Genomic DNA, 18305 nt, shown 5'->3' with positions numbered 1-18305 from the left:
ACCAGATCCTGGTTATGTTTATACACAGGGAATTTTGGTTAAAATTCAAAAGGAGTAGGAAAAGTAAAAAAATAATGGATTCCAATTGACAGAATAGCGATTACCTCTAACACTTTGATTACAATATTTTGAATATCGCATAAACATTGCCTCTTGGAACGCTGATTCCAAGTAGGAGAGGAGAAAAAAATGTTTAAAGCTACAATGAAGGTAAAAAGTAATTCCTTCCGGCGTCTCGATGATCCGTCCGAGAATTCAAAATCGGCTAAATACGTGTTTTATGTAAAGGTTAGAGATGTCATAAAAAACATCCCAATGGCTACCAATCCACGAGATCAAAAGTTGAATACAGATGTTGCAAAAGCGATCCAAGAGTCACTTGAAAGTAATGATGGTTATTTTCATTTGAAAAATCGTGGTATCGTGCTTTCGGCTGCAAGTGTTAACTATAACAACAGGACAGAAGAAGTCACCATTTTTTTTGATGATGATGAAAAGCATGGCAACGTTGATGGGGGACATACTTATAAAATAGTATGTGACCATTTAGATGGAAGTCTTAGTCAGTTTGTTCAGTTTGAGGTCATGACTGGGGTAGAAGACATCATAGAGCAGCTAGCTGAAGCCAGAAATACCTCCATACAGGTGGATGTCAAATCTATGGCTGAGTTAGCCAATCATTTTGATCCAATAAAAGAAGCTCTTGATGGGATGCCATTTTTTTCACGAATTGCTTTCAAACAAAATCAGGTAACTCAAGATACAGAGACTGGGAAAAGTCAAAGAATGATCGATGCTAGAGAAATAGTTGCTATCATTAATATGTTCGATAGTGAGCGTTTTGATGAAGGGAATCATCCAATTCAAGCTTATTCTTCTAAAGCAAAGATGTTGGAATACTATTTGGAAAATCCAGAGAAATATCGAAAATTGGTAAATGTTAGTCCCGACATCTTTGATCTTTATGATGTAATAGAACTAGAGTTTGCGGATGCCTATAATAATGGTGGAGGGCGCTATGGAAGGAAAAAGTACTCTGGCTTTAAAAATAATCGAGTTGTCGGGAAAAGCAAATTTGGAATGCAAGATCTTTTTTATAAGATTCCCAATGGATTGATTTATCCAGTTGTCGCAGCTTTCAGGTGTCTTCTAGAATATAATTTTACTACAGAGAAGTACGAATGGAAAAAGACTATTAATGGACCTATTGCAGTTTGGGAAGATTGTAAACAATCCCTTGCAACAAAAGTCGTGGGTTTTGCCAGTTCCATTGGAGATAATCCGAATGCTGTTGGAAAGGATCCAAATGTCTGGGACATAGCATATATGACGGTACAACAGAAACTGTTAGGAGCTTAAAGATGGCTGGTTTCAATATCCGGTTGAGAATTAAGGATTTACTTGAAGAAAGGCATTACTCAGAAGAAATTAGCTGAGATGTCTGGTGTACGTGAATCAACCATTAGTGATATTATTCGGGGAACAAGAACAGTCAGTAACTTTGAACATCTTTCAAAGATTGCCGAAGCTCTAAAAATTGATGATATCAGAAAACTGATAGATTTTCAAAAAGAGTAGAATGTAGTGTTGATTACGGTCAATAAAAGGTGAATTGGACATGTGAAGGAGAACGGATGGGTCATGGTGTCTTATCACCATGCAGGCGTAAACCTAAACACTCATGATTATCTTTCTTGCTTTGTATGGTAATATGATAGCTGTGAAAAATGAAGGGGCCAGACATGATTGAGTTGCTTGTTGCGGAAGTCTCCGACTATGAATTCAAGATCGCACTGGAAAAGAAGAAACCGAAGAGCTGGCTGAAAAGCGTCAGTGCCTTCGCCAATTCAATCGGAGGTATGCTCCTATTCGGAGTGTCCGATGACAAACAGGTCGTTGGGCTTGATTCTGCGCAGGACGATGCTGAGACCATCAGTCGGCTTATCAAGGATAGAATTACTCCATTGCCCCAGATTGAGTTGAAGGCAATCAAGGAGAATGAAAAGGATATCCTGAGCTTGAAGATTTTGCCCGGTCGTTCGACTCCGTATTATTATAAAGCTGACGGAGTCATGGAGGCGTACATCAGGGTGGGGAACGAGAGCATGCCTGCTCCTGACCATGTTCTGAATGAATTGATTCTCAAAGGTACGAACCGCTCATTTGATGCAATGGTTACCGATGCAAGAAAGACGGATTATAGCTTTACCTTGCTTGAGGCAACCTACCTTGAGAAAGCCGGGATACATTTTGAAGATTCCGATTACATCTCTTTTGGACTGGCTGACAGGCAGGGGTTCCTGACCAACGCCGGCAAGCTGATGGCCGACCAGTACATTGTCCGTAACTCACGGATATTCTGTACGCGATGGAATGGACTCGATAAAGGTTCCATCTTTGACGACGCCTTGGATGATAAGGAATATGAAGGCAATTTGATCAGCTTACTCCGGAACAGCAGTGACTTCATACGCAACAATTCCAAGATGCGCTTTGTGAAGGAAGCGGACTATCGTGTCGATAAGCCCGATTACGCCGACCGTGCGGTGACCGAAGCGATTGTGAACGCACTCATTCATCGTGACTATATTCTTTTGGGCAGTGAGATTCATGTCGATATGTTCGATGACCGCCTTGAGATCCAGAGTCCAGGAGGAATGTTCGATGGTCGGGCGATTCAGGACAGGGATATCCGCTCCATCGGTTCTGCACGGCGTAATCCTGTAATCGCAGACTTATTTCATCGTATGAAATTCATGGAGCGTCGTGGCAGCGGGTTGTCAAAGATTCTGAACGAGACAGCGAAACTTCCTGGTTATACGGACAAGATGAAACCTGAATTTTTCTCAACTCCATCGGACTTTCGTGTCGTCTTGAAGAATGTAAACTATGTGTCTATGACTCTTACCGCGCAAGATACCGCGCAAGATACCGCGCAAGATACCGCGCAAGATACCGCGCAAGATACCGCGCAAGATAATCGTCTGAAAATACTCATAGAATTCTGTTCAATTCCACGAACAAGGGATGAGATGCAGACGCATATCGGCATTGAACATCGGGAATATTTCCGGAAGGTATATCTCAAGCCTTTGCTTGATTCTGGGAAATTGCGCATGACCATACCGGATAAGCCGAACAGCCGTTATCAGAGATATGTAACGGCTAAGAATTCATAGATTGTTTATCAAAAGACTTCCAGAATTTTGTCGGGAAACAGAAGTATAAACTAGAAGAGCATCCGCCCCCTGAGAGAGGGTATTACGAGGTTATTCAGCTGTGAGGTAATACTATGATCACCAACACGAAACTGATTGTGACAATGACCGAAGCTAATCAGCCTTTCTCCAAGGCAACGAAATTGGCTGACAAGAATAGCAGTAGCGTCATTTTCAAGAACAATCGTTCTAAGTATTTGTTACTTGTTATTGTAGTCTCATTCAATTTTTTTGGAGGGGCGGTCAATGAACGTAAAACATATCAGAGCTAAAGCAATTCTTACAAAGTCGGCTCTCCCAGAAGCTGACTTTGTGATTAATCCTTACACGGGTTGTTACTTTGCCTGTAACTACTGCTATGCATGCTTCATGGCAAAATTTGAAGGAAGGGCTGTCTCTGAATGGGGAGACTATGTCTACGTTAAGGAGAATGTAAAAGAGTTGTTAGAGAAGGCCTTAAAGAGACGTGAATATTACGCAGGAAAAAGAGTTTTGATTGGTTCAGTAACTGACCCTTACCAGCCGATAGAGAAAAATGAAAAGATAACTCATTCCATTCTTGAAACTCTCATAAAGAATAATCCATTTGGTTATGTTGAAATCCTAACGAAGTCTCCAATCGTCACCCGTGATATAGATATTCTTACTCGTATTGATAATCTAAAAGTAGGCATAACAGTTACAGCTTCATCGGGTAAAAGGATAGAGTATGAGAACCGAGCACCTTCAAACACTATACGGCTCAAGACTTTGGCAAAGCTTGTAGAAAGTGGCATCAAGACATATGCGTTTATTGGGCCGTTATTGCCTTTCTATCAAGAGAAACCCGATGAGCTTGATGATATCTTTCGCGTTCTTCATAATGTTGGAGTACAAGAGGTGTTTGTTGAATACTTGAACATCAATGCTCAGATTGCCTTAAGATTGAGAGGAAAAGTCCCGGTTGAGGTTCTATCAAAGAAGTATTTAGATTCATCGCATAAAAAGCTTGAAGTTTTAGTTAATGAGAGCATTTCCCGCTATAATTTTTCGTTGCGACATGCTGAAATCATCCAACACCGCAAGGAATAATACTATGAACAACTTAATTTTACTATCAGTAGATTTTATTACTGGTTTCGGTTCTTGGGTTTGTTTTATTAGTGTGAACTGGTTCTTATTAGAACTTACAGGCCTTAGTTCAACTGTTGCATTACAATCAATCATATATACCTTTGCCGGATTAGTATTTTCACCATTTATGGGAATACTAATCGATAAGTTTCGAGTAAAACACTTAATATCTGTAATTAGTATTATCCGAGGAGTCGCATCGTTACTTGTATGCTTTGCTGTAGTTTCAGGTGTCGTGTCAGTATACGAATTTTATATACTCAACTTTATTAATGGATTGGGTTTCTCTTTGTACTCAAATTCTGTATCGACCCTAATCCGAAAGTTGGACAAGAAAGAACTCATTTCTAAATCAAATTCATACATTGAATTTTCGTTGCACTCAAGTTCATTTATTGCCGGTTTATTGGCAGCTCTACTATTTAATAGATTCTTAATCCAAGGAGTTCTTTTAATTAATTCAATCTGTTTTATCGCATCAAGCTTCATTATCATATTCTATTCTGAGCCACCAATTGTTCGTAACCATGACAACGAAAGAAAATCATATTTTCGAGAGATGGAAATAGGGTTGAAATATTTAGTCTCAAAAAAACAGTTGTTTATTTTAGGATTTCTAGCATATTTCCCTACGCTAATTGCCGCCTGTTTTAATCTTTTGCTTCCAGTAATGGTTATTGAGAAATATCCCCTGCAACCAGAATTATATTCATTTTCTTATTCTGGATATAGTATCGGTGTTGCAATTGGGAGTCTTCTATTGGGAATTGGTATTTTAAGAAGATTTAAGGACAGCTCAATAACTAATGGTGCGTTCATCATGATATTAGTCACAATGATCATACTAAGGATTAATATACTACCGGCAATGCTTATAATAAGCATGTGTTATTTCGGATTGGCCTGTTCTGTAATCAGAGTGAAGATGAACACACAATACATCAATGCTATGGATTTAACTTATTCTGGTAGAGTTTTAAGCGTTATCTCAACTTTTACAAGAATAATACAAATGATACTAGTATCTTGGATAAGTTTCTTAAACGACAAGTTGTCCATCAGTGCTAGCGTCGTTTTCGTAATCCTATTTTCAATAGTATCATATTCAGGGTTTGCATTTGGACTCAGAAATATTTCGAGAGAATAGGAGATTTATATGGATAAGGTATGCTAAGTTTCGTTCTCTTGAAAAGAGGCCATGAAAGACATGTCCTGCCTCCCCTTGGTAGAATGTTGGTAGCAAACACCATAAAACACCACGGAGAAGACAGACCATGTCGGAGAAGATTATACAGTTTAACGAGGATGTCGTAAAACAGCAGGTGGGCACATTGGTACGAGAAAGCGTGGAGGCGACGCTGAACAAGTTGCTAGGAGCGGAACAGTCCTGGAAAATCCCATGAGGAAAGCTCCTGTTGACGAGACGTAAAAAAGGCTCCCTTTCGAACTGCTTTCCTAAAAGTAGTTGAGATAGATATTGAGGATACGTTTATCCTCCGGTAATCAGCACATACTCATATCTATCTTGCATATCAGCCCTTCTGAGCACTGTATTCTGAGATATCCAGGAGGATTGCCCTGTTGTTCCAGTTTCAACATGCCTCCGGGGGAATGTGTGTCATTGACTAAGGACACGGAGGGGAAAACTCCCGTCCTTTTGCTTGTCTCAAATTTTCCTTTAATGTAAGAGGGATATTCTTCAGCGTACATGCTATTGAAAACCCATTGTGAGTCGTATTGGAAATCCAAGCTGATATGCTTCACAAGTTCAGTCGCATCCAGGTTGACCCAGGCATCCATCAAGATTCCAAGAAGTCTTTTATGCTCCTCAGGATTGAAAGACATCATTCTGTCAAAATATCGAACAGCCATATTTATGGATGGTCGTTTCTGGCTTGAATCTACCTAAATCATGAAGCAAAGTAAATAAAGATTGGTATTGCCCAGCAAGTGAGCGTATTCTAAAGTAATACCAAAACTGAAAAGGATGGGCACAGCCTTGGAATATCTCTCGGATTTGAAGGCGATTCTTCATTCAAAACGGGCAAATATCTATTACATTGAGAAAGCCCGGCTCATGGTGAAAGACGGTAGGGTTGTATTTCTGACTGAAATGAAAAATGAATTCCAATACTGGAATATCCCCATTGCCAATACTACGGTCATATTGTTAGGTACTGGAACCTCAATAACACAGGCTGCTGTCCGCATGATTGCTTCAGCGGGAGTGCTGCTGGGGTTTTCCGGTTCTGGTGGAACGCCATTGTTTGCAGGGAATGAAATTGAGTGGGTTACGCCTCAAAGTGAATATCGTCCTACAGAATATTTGCAAGGATGGGTGAGCTTTTGGTTTGATGATGATAAAAGATTGAAAGTAGCAAAAGCTTTTCAAGAATATCGCATCGAATTCTTAACTGAAATCTGGCATAAAGATAAATACTTGCAGAATGCAGGCTTCTATATGGATGACGCAGAGATTGAGGATGCCCTCACGCGTTATTCCCAGCAAGTCGTCCAAGCTCCGACGGTCAATGAACTATTGAGACTAGAAGCTCAGATGACAAAGAGGCTATTCAAATACGCCGCACAGAAAACCGGCCTTTCTGGATTCACGCGGAATCGTGATGAACCTATGGATGCTGTGAACACATTCCTTAACCATGGAAATTATCTTGCCTATGGCCTTACTGCAACCTGCCTATGGGTTCTGGGAATCCCACACGGGTTTGCAGTCATGCATGGAAAGACCAGACGAGGTGCATTGGTTTTTGATGTTGCCGATCTTGTCAAGGATGCCATTGTTCTTCCCCTTGCCTTCATTGCCGCCAAGGAAAAGATGAAGGAACGGGAGTTCCGGGAGCTCTGTCTACAGAATTTTGCCACATACAAAGCTTTGGATTACATGTTCACCTGTGTCAAGAAACATGCCATTGGCTTTATCCAGCAGGAGGACTATCCCGTATGATTGTCATGTTTGTTTCCCAATGCTCCAAGAAAGCAATGCTACGCACAGCCCGTGTCCTGGATACCTTTGCTGACAGGATTGGGGACAGGGTATGGCGGACAGTCATTACAGAAGAAGGCCTTCTTGCTGTCAAAAAGCTCTTGAAAAAGACTGCAAGTAAGAACACAGCCGTTGCCTGCCATTACCTGCACGGAACTTTTGGTTCTGAGTTGCTATGGGTTGTTGGTAACAGGAATCTTTTTGATAGAACGGGCAGGATTCCTGTCAGCATTACGCATCAGGATATTGTCAATGTAAAATGGGAGAATTCCTGGGATCAGCTTCCCTGTATACAATATCTTGTAGCATTGGCAGCTCTGTTCCATGACTGGGGAAAAGCCTCGCTCTACTTCCAGAAAAAACTTCAGGAGAGCCGGCCTTCAGCTGATCCCCTTCGGCATGAATGGATTTCTGCTCTTCTCTTTACCACTCTCGTCACCAGCGCTGGTACCTCTGATAGGGACTGGCTGGAATACTGCGTCACGGGTATTTTTGATGAAAAAACCATCATCAACGGAATCTTGGAGATGTCCCGGCGATCCCAGCCATTCATAAGCCTGCCACCTCTGGCTCAAACTATTGTGTGGCTGATTCTTTCCCACCATAAGCTACCAGTTTATTCAGAGGCTTATTTGAAAAACGATAAACTCAAGAGGAACATGCAGGGTATTCTGGCTCTCATACAGAAAGACTGGGGATATGAAAAGCGGGGGGAGGCTGTCGCTCACTGTTTTCTCTTTCCGAAGGGATTACCTTGCCAGTCACTCCTCTGGGTAAAGAATATAAAGGAATGGGCTCTCAGGGCTTTGGATGGATTGCCTGCATTTGATCTCGCCTGGCCGAAATCTTCATTTCGTTTGGTGCTCTCTTATGCCCGTTTATCTCTCATGCTGGGAGATTATTCCTATTCTTTCCAAGATGACCCACCCACACAGATTGATAAAAAGCAGCTCTATGCCAACACAGATGGACAGGGGCACATGAAACAAACTCTTGATGATCACCTGAACGGTGTCATGCAAAAAGCTCTGCGCTCAGCCCATCTTCTCCCTTCTTTTGCTGAAGAAGGGAATACGGTGCAGGCTGTGAACAGCTTGAAAGAAAAGAGCCGGATATCTCCCATTTATTACTGGCAGGACAAGGCTTCGACAAAGGTTGCAGACTGGGTTGCCCAACGTCCTCAGTCAGCAGACACAGATCATTTCGGTTTCTTTGCCATCAATATGGCCAGTACGGGATGCGGAAAGACCGTCGGGAATGCAAAAATCATGCAGAGTCTATCAAAAGAGGAGAAAGGCCTTCGCTATGTCCTTGCCTTGGGCTTGCGTACGCTGACCCTACAGACCGGTGCTGAATACAGGAAAAGAATTGGCCTAGATGATACCGAACTGGCCGTTATCATTGGCTCAAAAGCTTTTGAAGAGCTTTTTAACCAGAAACAGAAGGATGAGAAAAACAGAGGAGAATCGGAATCCTCACGAGGGCTTTTTGATGGTGAGGTTAATTATGACTCAGAAATTCTCCAGAGTGAACTGGCTGTCCTGCTGAACGATCGGAAAAGCAGCCAGCTTCTCTATTCGCCTGTCCTGGCCTGTACTATCGACTACATTATTGCGGCAACGGAAGTAAAAAAAGGTGGGAGGTGGATGTTGCCTTTTATCCGGCTCATGTCTTCTGACTTGGTCATTGATGAAATCGATGATTTTACCGGAGACTCCATGATTGCTGTTGGCCGGCTTATCCATCTGGCGGGGATGCTGGGACGTAAAGTCGTACTCTCATCAGCTACCATACCGCCCGACATGGCCGAAGGCTATTTTCGGGCTTACCAAAGGGGATGGGCGGCTTATGCGGAATTCCACAACCTGACCAAGGATATCGGCTGTGCCTGGATAGATGAATTTGCTTGCCGCGTCACTACGAACACCATGATCCTGCCGGATTCCGCCTGCGAAGCATTCAGAAAAGAACATCATGACTTCGGCATGAAGCGGATCCGCTATCTGCGGGAAAATGAGGCATCACATGGCGTACGACGCAGAGGTCTGATTGTGTCATGCCAGTCTCTTTTCTCGCTCACAGGAGAGAATGAAAAGAGGAAGGGCTACTATGAACTGATCATGCAAAGCCTGCGGACTTTGCATGACAACTTCTCCATAACTGATGGTAATACTGGGAAAAGGGTTTCTTTTGGCTGTATCCGAGTCGCCCATGTAAATGATTGCATTGATCTGACCAGGACATTGATTGCCAGTGAGTATCCAGACGAGTATGATGTAAGAGTCATGGCATACCATAGCCGACAAGTCCTTCTGCTCAGGAACAGCCAGGAGAGGCATTTAGATGCTATTCTAGCGAATCCTGGAGAGCAGAGGGAAAAGTCATTAGCAGATCCCATAATACGGCACCATCTTGATACATCGCCAAGAAAAAATATCATTTTCATCGTAGTTGCCACGCCTGTGGAAGAGGTAGGCCGAGACCATGACTTTGACTGGGCAGTCATTGAGCCGTCTTCATACCGCTCGATCATCCAGCTGGCAGGACGTGTCAGACGGCATCGTCTTCCTTTTGGGGACATGCCTAACATTTACATCATGCAATACAATCTGGCGGGACTACTGGGCACGGGGAACGAACCTGTGTTCTGTCGTCCTGGGTATGAGAGTGAAGACGCAATGTTGAAGACGCATGATATGTCCCAGCTTATCGATGGAAAAAGAATCGGTAAGTCCATCAATGCAAGTCCACGGATTGTCAGGAATGATACAAAGCCGCTCCAGTACGAAACAAGTCTGGTGGATCTGGAACACTATACCATATCGCGGAAGCTGGCAAGTTATGAACGGATTGGTCCGGACTCTATGGAGGGTTGGTTGCAGGGTTTCTGGTTCATGACTGCTTTCCCCCAGGTATTCTGTCCATTCCGTTCCCGCAGGCCATCCATCCTATGCTATGACTCGTTTGATGAGAATGACAGGTTGGTGTTCGGCATATATGACAAAGGGTTTCACTCTCAGGAGAAGCCTTTGAATATCCACAGGGAGGAGCCTTTTGCAAACAGTCCTGAGTATATCCGGAAGCGGTTCTGGCTTGCCAGGGATTATGCCGAGCAGCTTACCCAGCAGGCAGAGAGGACAGGGGAGAGTGAGAAGGTTCTTTCTCTGCGCTATGGGGAGATTGAAGTTCCAACAGGAAATAATTTTTCTTATTGCTATTCCGACCAGTTGGGCTTAGAGTACTTTTTTTAAAACATCTAAGGAGGATTAACTTGGATAAAACACTTGTAGATTTCTTCACAAAAAAAGACCTGTTTAAACCTGAGAACAAGTCTTCTGTTTCTGAGTGGATTCTGAAGGCGGCAATTAGGGCAAATCAATTGGTCATGGCTACTCACAGTGGAAAGTATATTCATACCTCGGCATGCAAGGAGGCAAGTTGTATTGCTTTGTCCCGACCCCAAGCTCCTGATGGTTATCTGAGAACCGGAAATTGCGATGTACGATATGTCGACACTTTGGAAAAACTTGACTGTTTGGGAAATGCTGCGGCATTGGATGTGTACACTTTTCTTTCTTTAGTACTTGAAGATGGTCATACGGTATTCCATCATGTTCAGCAGAGGAGCAGGATATTACAACAGGAATTGAGATTAAGTGATGCTGAGTATCAAACGGCCTGTGCTGGATTCATGAAAATAATGCCTGAAGCTGGTTATGCGACAACTCAGGATGTTATGAAACAGGTGTACTTTCCTGTTGGAAAGGATGAATATCACTTACTTTCTATTCTTACTCCTTCCGTCTTGGTATCGGAAATGAATAAAAGGATAAGCAAAATCCGCTTTTCTGACCAAGCAAAAGAAGGGCGGGAGGCAAAGAAAAACAATGAAATACATGAGGGCTATGATGAAGTGTTTGACTTGACTGAGATGGGTTATGGTGGTTCTAACTCACAGAATGCAGGGGTGTTGAACAACCGTGCGGGTGGGGTTTCACTTCTTCTGCCAAGCTTTCCTCCCGTCCTGCATGCACGAGCTGTCCGTCTTCCCCGGCGTAATTTCTTCAATTCCCTGTATGTGAGAGATTTTGCGGATGATTTCAAGGCTCTACGAGATATTATTGCAGCGCCTGATAGGAATGTTGAAGTCAGGACCCGAAGGGATGAAATCTTTGGGGTAATTGTTGATAAGATCATCCAAAAAAGTTTGGCAATACGCTCTTATGAAGGTGGCTGGACTAAGGAAGAATACTATGCTCAGCTTCCCGAATATCAGAAAATCTGGCTGGATTCCCTGTATGCTGAAGAGCGTTATACTTCTGAGGACTGGCTTGAGAGGCTCATCGATGAGATAGGTCGCTGGATTTTCAAAGCTTTAGAATCTTTTCGACCAGACAGTGGGATTCCTTTGAATGATGATGATTTCCTCCACATCAAAAGTGTTGTTAGGGATTCTGAAGGAGGTCTTTTATGAGTATTGTCATGGTTCTGCCTCATATCTGTGTTCTGAATGCCAATGCGCACTCCAGTCCCTACACTGTCGGTTTCCCTGCAATGACAGCATGGCTGGGGGCCGCCCATTTCCTACAAAGAGAAATAGTACAAAATGAAAATATGAAATTGGTGAAGTGTGAAGGGGTTGGCATTGTCTGTCATGACTTTACCATGCATTCCTACAGGGATCGAGAAAAATATGTAGCGTCTCTCATTGGGACTTCTAACCCGTTGGATAAAAAGGGTGATCGTCCTTCATTTATTGAAGAGGCAAAGTGTTCTCTTGAGGTCTCTTTGATTATTCAAATTTCCGGTCTTGATTTAATGTACAGGAATGATTTCATCAATCTTGTGAATGGAATTCTCATAGGTCGGATGAAAATTGCTTCTGGTGATGTGATGAAGGCCGGTAAGCCCCGTCTTGAGAATGCTGATACAGAATCCCTGCCCAGACTGATGGGTTCACTCATGCCTGGCTATGTTCTTGTTGAACGGAGAAAGTTGATGGTGGATGCTCTAAAAGAGAATCCTCAGGCAGACGCGATGGATGTGGTGTTGGATTACCTGAAGGTTCATAATACCTGTTCGCAGGCTGATGATGTGGTTGAATGGAGCCAGAATCGTAAAGGGATGGGCTGGATTGTTCCAATTTCTGTGGGATATCAGGCAATAACTGGTTTTGTGGATTCTCCAGGACAACGTGATACTTCTGTTCCCCACAGGTTTGTGGAAAGTGTGGTTACATTAGGTGAATTCAAGATGGTATATAGGATTAGGAAATTGGATGACATGCTGTGGCATTACCATGTCACCGCTGACAATGAATTGTATGTCTGTAGAAATGAAAAACTGATAGAAGGAGATGAATAAAATGGCAAAAAATGAAAAAAAAGTAATGCCCACTGTCCTGGCATTTGAGAAGAAAATTGTTCCGTCTGCCGGGTTGTTTTATGGTGTGAACTGGGAAAATCGGACAGAAGAGGCCATGCCTCTGATTTTGAATGAAAAAACTGTCAGGGGAACAATTTCAAATCTCAAAAAATTCCAAGAAGATCCCTTGAAGCTTGATGCTGCTGTTAAGAATCCCAATCCTCAGATTGTTGATGGATGTGCACTGGATTTCAACCATGACACCTTGAAAGTTCATTTCACAGTCAAGTTCCTCAGTGGCGTTGGAATCCCTTCTGCGTGTAATAATGATGATTTCAGGAGTGAGCTGGTTTCTCAAGTCGAAAAATACATTGCTGATACTGGTTTTGCGGAATTGAGCCATCGGTATGCAACAAATCTTGCAAATGGGCGTTTCCTGTGGAGGAACAGGGTAGGTGCAGAGAAAATCGAGGTGTGTATTGCTGCTCCTGCTTCAGACAAGAGGTGGGCATTCAATGCAAAATCTTTTTCCTTGAAAGATGATTTTACTTTCAGGAATGGAGATTTGGATGAACTGTCATCTTATATTGCGGATACTTTTTTGGGTAAGAATGAATTCCTGTTTTTGGAAGTCGATGCCTATGTGCTTGTAGGGAAAGGTCAGGAAGTGTATCCCAGTGAGGAGTTTGTGTTGAACAAGCCGAAGGATAAAAACCAAAAAAGCAAGATTCTCTATCAGGTGGACGATGTTGCGGCTCTTCATTCCCAGAAGATTGGAAATGCCTTGCGGACAATTGATACATGGTATCCGGAATACGAAGAAAATACTTTTGGCCCCATAGCAATTGAGCCTTATGGCGTTGTTACTACATTAGGTAAGGTTTTTAGGGAACCTGGGAAACCTAAACTGGACTTTTTCTCATTGTTTGATAAGTTCGTATTTGGAGAGTCATTAGTGTCTCAGGAGGCTGTGGATTATGTCATGGCTGTATTGGTTCGCGGTGGAGTCTTTGGGAAAAGTGGAAAGGATAAATAGGGTATAACTATGAAATACGTTGAGATAACATTGTTGCCCGGCATTGAGGTGCCCTTACCTTTTTTATGGAAGAAGATTTTCATGAGACTGCATTTGCGTTTTGTAGGGTTGCAGGATGCTTTCAGGACTGTTCCCTATGGGGTATCATTTCCAGGTTATGCTGAAAATCCTCTCAGTGTGGGAAGTAAGTTACGTGTTTTTGCTGAGTCAGAACAGAATCTTATTTCCTTGGATGCGAAGCGGACCTTTGCGGATTTTGCTGATTATGTGCATGTGACGGGAATTGGGAATATTCCCGACGGCTGTACTTATGCGTTGTATAAAAGGTTGCAGCCGAATGGAAATCTGCCGAAAATTGCACGAAGGAAAGCTTCTCGTGAGGGACTGTCTTATGATGAGGCTTTGGCTCGTCTGAAAGTACCCGGTTCAAATAAATCTTCGGATAATTTGTTTCCTTACATATATATGAAAAGTTTGAGTTCTCATCAAGACTTCTGTCTTTTCATAAAAAAGGAACTTGCTGAAGTTTCTCGTGAGTTTTCTTTTAGTACATATGGGTTGAGCGCGATTTGCACCGTCCCTGAATTCTAGTGGTAATATAGAAAATCAGAAGGTTAAATCCGATTTTGTTTTTTATTTCTATATAGAGTAGGAATTTGTGTTGATTTTTTTTGTGTATGCTGCCGCATAGGCAGCTTAGAAATGTATCCGTGACGGTAAAGGTGATGCTGTCGGGTATGCTGCCGCATAGGCAGCTTAGAAAACTACCGCGCAGTGGTCCACACGCACTTATATGTATGCTGCCGCATAGGCAGCTTAGAAAATCCTTATAAAAGCACTCAAGGCTAACTACAGTATGCTGCCGCATAGGCAGCTTAGAAAGCGCTGACAAGGGAAAGGATTTGGTTGACGCTGTATGCTGCCGCATAGGCAGCTTAGAAAGTCAAAAAACTGCACAACAGGAACACGGGCAGGTATGCTGCCGCATAGGCAGCTTAGAAAGCTTCCGTCGGTCCGATGATGACCACCGATCCCGTATGCTGCCGCATAGGCAGCTTAGAAAAGAACTACGCAGGCCATGAAGAATTTCATCATGTATGCTGCCGCATAGGCAGCTTAGAAAACAGTCTTCTTGCTTTCTGCCTTGGCAGGTTGGTATGCTGCCGCATAGGCAGCTTAGAAATCTGCAATCCGATAGCTGGCGCCTCCCGCTATGTATGCTGCCGCATAGGCAGCTTAGAAATGTCACAGAACGCCCAGAGTGCCAAACAGGACGTATGCTGCCGCATAGGCAGCTTAGAAATAAGGGATCTTTTCCGCTCGGAAAAACTTAGCGTATGCTGCCGCATAGGCAGCTTAGAAATTTTTTCCTCGAACTTCAAGCTGGGCGTCGGAAGTATGCTGCCGCATAGGCAGCTTAGAAAACGCCAAGACGTTCAGCAAGTCATACGACAGCGTATGCTGCCGCATAGGCAGCTTAGAAACGGAAGGCCCGGTGTCCCCCTTGTCCCCCTTCGTATGCTGCCGCATAGGCAGCTTAGAAACGAGGCGCAGGCTCTGGGCGCAGACCGTGAAAGTATGCTGCCGCATAGGCAGCTTAGAAATACCACATCGATACCGTACAAAACGACCTCATCGTATGCTGCCGCATAGGCAGCTTAGAAAAAATCCGCCGCAGGCAGGAGTCCTTCATCTACGTATGCTGCCGCATAGGCAGCTTAGAAATTCTTGCTTTCTGCCTTGGCAGGTTGTATACTGTATGCTGCCGCATAGGCAGCTTAGAAATTGAGAAAGCGACAGGGAAAAGCATCGGGAAGTGTATGCTGCCGCATAGGCAGCTTAGAAATCGGGCTTGAGGACTACCAGCTTTACTTGTTGGTATGCTGCCGCATAGGCAGCTTAGAAAGACTCAACGGACAGACCGCTCCCGATTGCCCCGTATGCTGCCGCATAGGCAGCTTAGAAAATTGGGAAGGTTCAGCCGGGGCAACGGCGTGGGTATGCTGCCGCATAGGCAGCTTAGAAAATGAGAAGGCGAGCAGGGAAAGCAGGATGGATGTATGCTGCCGCATAGGCAGCTTAGAAATCACCATCACCGAGGATGTCGTCTTCACCATGGTATGCTGCCGCATAGGCAGCTTAGAAAGACAAAAAGTTGATATGCATCGAGGAACTGTAGTATGCTGCCGCATAGGCAGCTTAGAAATTGAGATAGAGGACAATCTGTATCTCCTGAATGTATGCTGCCGCATAGGCAGCTTAGAAAGGCCGCAGACGCAAGGAATCCTTGACGGCCTGCGTATGCTGCCGCATAGGCAGCTTAGAAACTCCGGCTTCCAGTGCGAACCTGTCGGCGAATCGTATGCTGCCGCATAGGCAGCTTAGAAATGCAAGGGAGTCCGAGCGGTTGGCCTCCCAGTCGTATGCTGCCGCATAGGCAGCTTAGAAATTGACGAATATGACGGATGGAAGGACAACATCGTATGCTGCCGCATAGGCAGCTTAGAAATATTGTATATGCTCGCTCATAGATGCTCATCTGTATGCTGCCGCATAGGCAGCTTAGAAATACAAAGACCTGATAGACACTATGCTAGGGGAGTATGCTACCGCATAGGCAGCTTAGAAATCACAGGCGATGCTGTCAAGTCTTTGCCAACAGTATGCTGCCGCATAGGCAGCTTAGAAATCCTTGAATGTATTATTTCCTGCCGTACAGGCAGAAACTGCTGAACAAAAATTGAGCTGACTTCAAACACTTGATTAGCCGTTGAATAGCCAGAAACTTCCGGCTGACCAATGTAGCTGGTCATACTCGCATGGAAGATGATGGTGCTTTTGTTGCGGGTCTTCATGTGGGGAACAAGTTCCTTTGTCAAAGCAAACGCTCCGACAAGATGTACGTCTAATACCGACCGATAATCTTCCACTGTCATTTCTTCTATTGGTTTCTTGCAGTGATTTCCCACATTGTTCACAAGAATATCAATTGGTCCGTGGTCGGCAATAATCCCCGCTACAACTCTACCAGTTTCATCTGTATGAGTAATATCAAACTCACAATATGCTACCGCTTCCTTATAAGCTGGAAGCTTTGCAAAGCTGGATATCTAGGATTGGTACGGACACTGGCGCGATGGGTGGGCATAGACTCTTTTCCTTTGATATGCCTTCGACTACGTGTTATAATGGATTCAGGGTTTTGATTTAGGAGGATTTCATGTTTTTTCACAAAAAAGCAGTTTTGAAGATAATGCCAGACAAAGGTGTTTCCTATGCTGTTGATGAAAGTGGAGAACCTGAAGTAGTGTTTTATAGACCAACCAGCAACATGTTCGTGAATAGAAAGCTTGATTCGGATACTCAAGGATTTTTCGTCAATATCAGAAGGCCTGGAATATTTGATGTTGACGGGTTGACATCGTTCGATTTGCCGAAGATGCCTGATGAATGTGATGGCTTCATTCTCATCAACTATGGTATCCATAAGTCACGGGCTTATGCCCTTAGAAATCCGAACAAACAGACCATGCTCACTTTTATGTAGAAAAAATGCCTAAAGACGATTCTCTGCGTCTTTGTTCTTATCCGATTGTATCCTACAGGTAGTAACAGAGTGCCTTCAAGTGTCTTTTAGAGAACTAGAGTGTCCTTACGGTTTTAATTGACTAAAAATAAAGTGTTGAACCGGTATTTCTTGATAAGGTACGCTAAATTTTGCTCAATTAAAAAGAGGCCAAGAAAGACATGGCCTGCCTCCACTTGGTAGAATGTAGGTAACCAAACACTACAGAACACCAAGGAGAAGACAGACCATGTCGGAGAAAATCATACAGTTTAATGAGGACGTTGTGAAAGTACAGCTGGGTACATTGGTGCGGGAAAGTGTCGAGGCGATGCTGAACAAGCTGTTGGACGAGGAAGCCGACAAGCTTACCAATGCCCAGAGATACGAGCACATCTAAAATGGAAAACGAGCTGATGTCATATTCGAATACCGTCTGGGTATTTCTTTTTACTGTTATCGCCATAATAATCCCCCTATGGTGTTCCCAGTGTCCCGACCCGTTGCGAATTGCAAAGACTTGGTGTTATCAAGGTTCCCGGTAATGTATTGATGCTGGATCTGAATCCGTCATATACGGTCAGATGCTTGCCCTTGGTGCAATCCGTCTGGCCACAATAAATTCTCCAGCTGATGGTTACGAACTGAAAAGCAGTCTCGGAACAAATCCTGTACTGTCCTGATCCCGTACTATTGGCATTGACCGTGGTATTGGTATTCCATCCAAAATTGGCCGCATAGACAGTTTCATTCCAGCCTCCATGTATCCACTTGTAGATTCTAAAATGCCCACCTCCGAACCAACCACAGCGGAAGTAAGTTGAGAAAAGCAGCACACCTGTGGGGCGGTGGTGGCTGTAGATGATTCTGTTGTTACCGATGGAGTCCTGAATCCAATCGGCAGAATCAGGGAGTGTCCCTGAGAGTGATACGTCACTGTTCCTTATGAAAATGTCAATTTGCAACTGCCCCCATACCTTGGGAAACCAGCTTTGCATGTTCGTC

At 43.6% G+C, this 18305-nt stretch carries 15 protein-coding genes, 1 pseudogene and 1 CRISPR repeat array; of the genes and pseudogenes, 14 read left to right on the top strand and 2 right to left on the bottom strand.

Annotation, left to right across the window (positions count from 1 at the left end; genetic code table 11):
* The first annotated feature begins 189 nt into the window (after positions 1-189).
* The 12 genes from SPICO_RS05960 (at position 190) to cas6f (ending at position 14326) form a co-directional block, all read left to right on the top strand.
* Positions 190-1359: an AIPR family protein gene (locus tag SPICO_RS05960; RefSeq protein WP_013739773.1), complete on the top strand. Its 1170-nt coding sequence runs from the start codon at positions 190-192 to the stop codon at positions 1357-1359.
* A 42-nt stretch (positions 1360-1401) separates the two neighbouring features.
* Entirely contained in the window at positions 1402-1578 is a 177-nt protein-coding gene (locus SPICO_RS10280; protein ID WP_215904601.1) for a helix-turn-helix domain-containing protein, read from the top strand.
* 164 nt (positions 1579-1742) lie between these two features.
* The gene (locus tag SPICO_RS05955; RefSeq protein ID WP_013739772.1) at positions 1743-3179 is read left to right on the top strand and encodes an RNA-binding domain-containing protein; all 1437 of its coding nucleotides are present in this window, start codon (positions 1743-1745) and stop codon (positions 3177-3179) included.
* Positions 3180-3464: 285 nt separating this feature from the next.
* Complete coding sequence (locus SPICO_RS05945; RefSeq protein WP_013739770.1) at positions 3465-4289, top strand: SPL family radical SAM protein; 825 nt, start codon at positions 3465-3467, stop codon at positions 4287-4289.
* A 4-nt stretch (positions 4290-4293) separates the two neighbouring features.
* Positions 4294-5478 (top strand): MFS transporter, encoded by a 1185-nt coding sequence (locus tag SPICO_RS10125; protein WP_013739769.1) that lies wholly within the window; start codon positions 4294-4296, stop codon positions 5476-5478.
* Positions 5479-5605: 127 nt separating this feature from the next.
* Positions 5606-5734, top strand: a complete 129-nt coding sequence (locus SPICO_RS10520) for a hypothetical protein (RefSeq protein ID WP_013739768.1) — start codon at positions 5606-5608, stop codon at positions 5732-5734.
* 584 nt (positions 5735-6318) lie between these two features.
* The gene (cas1f, locus tag SPICO_RS05920; protein ID WP_013739766.1) at positions 6319-7296 is read left to right on the top strand and encodes a type I-F CRISPR-associated endonuclease Cas1f; all 978 of its coding nucleotides are present in this window, start codon (positions 6319-6321) and stop codon (positions 7294-7296) included.
* Entirely contained in the window at positions 7293-10586 is a 3294-nt protein-coding gene (cas3f, locus tag SPICO_RS05915) for a type I-F CRISPR-associated helicase Cas3f (RefSeq protein WP_013739765.1), read from the top strand. Before cas1f ends, cas3f begins: the two co-directional genes overlap by 4 nt.
* A 20-nt stretch (positions 10587-10606) precedes the next feature.
* The gene (csy1, locus tag SPICO_RS05910; RefSeq protein WP_013739764.1) at positions 10607-11809 is read left to right on the top strand and encodes a type I-F CRISPR-associated protein Csy1; all 1203 of its coding nucleotides are present in this window, start codon (positions 10607-10609) and stop codon (positions 11807-11809) included.
* Positions 11806-12699, top strand: coding sequence for a type I-F CRISPR-associated protein Csy2 (gene csy2 / locus SPICO_RS05905; RefSeq protein ID WP_013739763.1), 894 nt, complete (start codon positions 11806-11808; stop codon positions 12697-12699). The genes csy1 and csy2 overlap by 4 nt, the downstream gene beginning before the upstream one ends.
* A 1-nt stretch (position 12700) precedes the next feature.
* A complete protein-coding gene (gene csy3 / locus SPICO_RS05900) occupies positions 12701-13735 on the top strand; it encodes a type I-F CRISPR-associated protein Csy3 (RefSeq protein ID WP_013739762.1) in 1035 nt (344 codons plus the stop codon).
* 9 nt (positions 13736-13744) lie between these two features.
* Positions 13745-14326: a type I-F CRISPR-associated endoribonuclease Cas6/Csy4 gene (gene cas6f, locus SPICO_RS05895; RefSeq protein ID WP_013739761.1), complete on the top strand. Its 582-nt coding sequence runs from the start codon at positions 13745-13747 to the stop codon at positions 14324-14326.
* Positions 14327-14410: 84 nt separating this feature from the next.
* Positions 14411-16424: direct repeats of the CRISPR family, unit length 28 nt; unit sequence GTATGCTGCCGCATAGGCAGCTTAGAAA.
* 76 nt (positions 16425-16500) lie between these two features.
* On the opposite strand, the pseudogene SPICO_RS10565 reads toward cas6f, so the two are convergent.
* A pseudogene (locus tag SPICO_RS10565) lies at positions 16501-16845 on the bottom strand (SDR family NAD(P)-dependent oxidoreductase); the annotation flags it as partial.
* Between the two features lie 110 nt (positions 16846-16955).
* Here SPICO_RS10565 and SPICO_RS05890 point away from each other — a divergent pair.
* Positions 16956-17282, top strand: a complete 327-nt coding sequence (locus SPICO_RS05890; RefSeq protein WP_013739760.1) for a hypothetical protein — start codon at positions 16956-16958, stop codon at positions 17280-17282.
* Between the two features lie 268 nt (positions 17283-17550).
* A complete protein-coding gene (locus SPICO_RS10390; protein WP_013739759.1) occupies positions 17551-17700 on the top strand; it encodes a hypothetical protein in 150 nt (49 codons plus the stop codon).
* Positions 17701-17776: 76 nt separating this feature from the next.
* Here the strand turns inward: SPICO_RS10390 and SPICO_RS05880 are convergent, their stop codons facing one another.
* Complete coding sequence (locus SPICO_RS05880; RefSeq protein ID WP_013739758.1) at positions 17777-18298, bottom strand: hypothetical protein; 522 nt, start codon at positions 18296-18298, stop codon at positions 17777-17779.
* Positions 18299-18305 lie beyond the last annotated feature (7 nt).

Origin of the sequence: Parasphaerochaeta coccoides DSM 17374 (assembly GCF_000208385.1) — a bacterium.
Taxonomy (GTDB): Bacteria; Spirochaetota; Spirochaetia; order Sphaerochaetales; family Sphaerochaetaceae; genus Parasphaerochaeta; species Parasphaerochaeta coccoides.
This window is presented reverse-complemented; position numbering and strand designations above follow the sequence as displayed.

Coding starts and splice junctions, on each gene's coding strand:
- SPICO_RS05960 (WP_013739773.1), top strand. CDS start 190: ATGTTTAAAGCTACAATGAAGGTAAAAAGTAATTCCTTCCGGCGTCTC.
- SPICO_RS05955 (WP_013739772.1), top strand. CDS start 1,743: ATGATTGAGTTGCTTGTTGCGGAAGTCTCCGACTATGAATTCAAGATC.
- SPICO_RS05945 (WP_013739770.1), top strand. CDS start 3,465: ATGAACGTAAAACATATCAGAGCTAAAGCAATTCTTACAAAGTCGGCT.
- SPICO_RS10125 (WP_013739769.1), top strand. CDS start 4,294: ATGAACAACTTAATTTTACTATCAGTAGATTTTATTACTGGTTTCGGT.
- SPICO_RS10520 (WP_013739768.1), top strand. CDS start 5,606: ATGTCGGAGAAGATTATACAGTTTAACGAGGATGTCGTAAAACAGCAG.
- cas1f (WP_013739766.1), top strand. CDS start 6,319: ATGGGCACAGCCTTGGAATATCTCTCGGATTTGAAGGCGATTCTTCAT.
- cas3f (WP_013739765.1), top strand. CDS start 7,293: ATGATTGTCATGTTTGTTTCCCAATGCTCCAAGAAAGCAATGCTACGC.
- csy2 (WP_013739763.1), top strand. CDS start 11,806: ATGAGTATTGTCATGGTTCTGCCTCATATCTGTGTTCTGAATGCCAAT.
- csy3 (WP_013739762.1), top strand. CDS start 12,701: ATGGCAAAAAATGAAAAAAAAGTAATGCCCACTGTCCTGGCATTTGAG.
- cas6f (WP_013739761.1), top strand. CDS start 13,745: ATGAAATACGTTGAGATAACATTGTTGCCCGGCATTGAGGTGCCCTTA.
- SPICO_RS05890 (WP_013739760.1), top strand. CDS start 16,956: ATGTTTTTTCACAAAAAAGCAGTTTTGAAGATAATGCCAGACAAAGGT.
- SPICO_RS10390 (WP_013739759.1), top strand. CDS start 17,551: ATGTCGGAGAAAATCATACAGTTTAATGAGGACGTTGTGAAAGTACAG.
- SPICO_RS05880 (WP_013739758.1), bottom strand. CDS start 18,298: ATGCAAAGCTGGTTTCCCAAGGTATGGGGGCAGTTGCAAATTGACATT.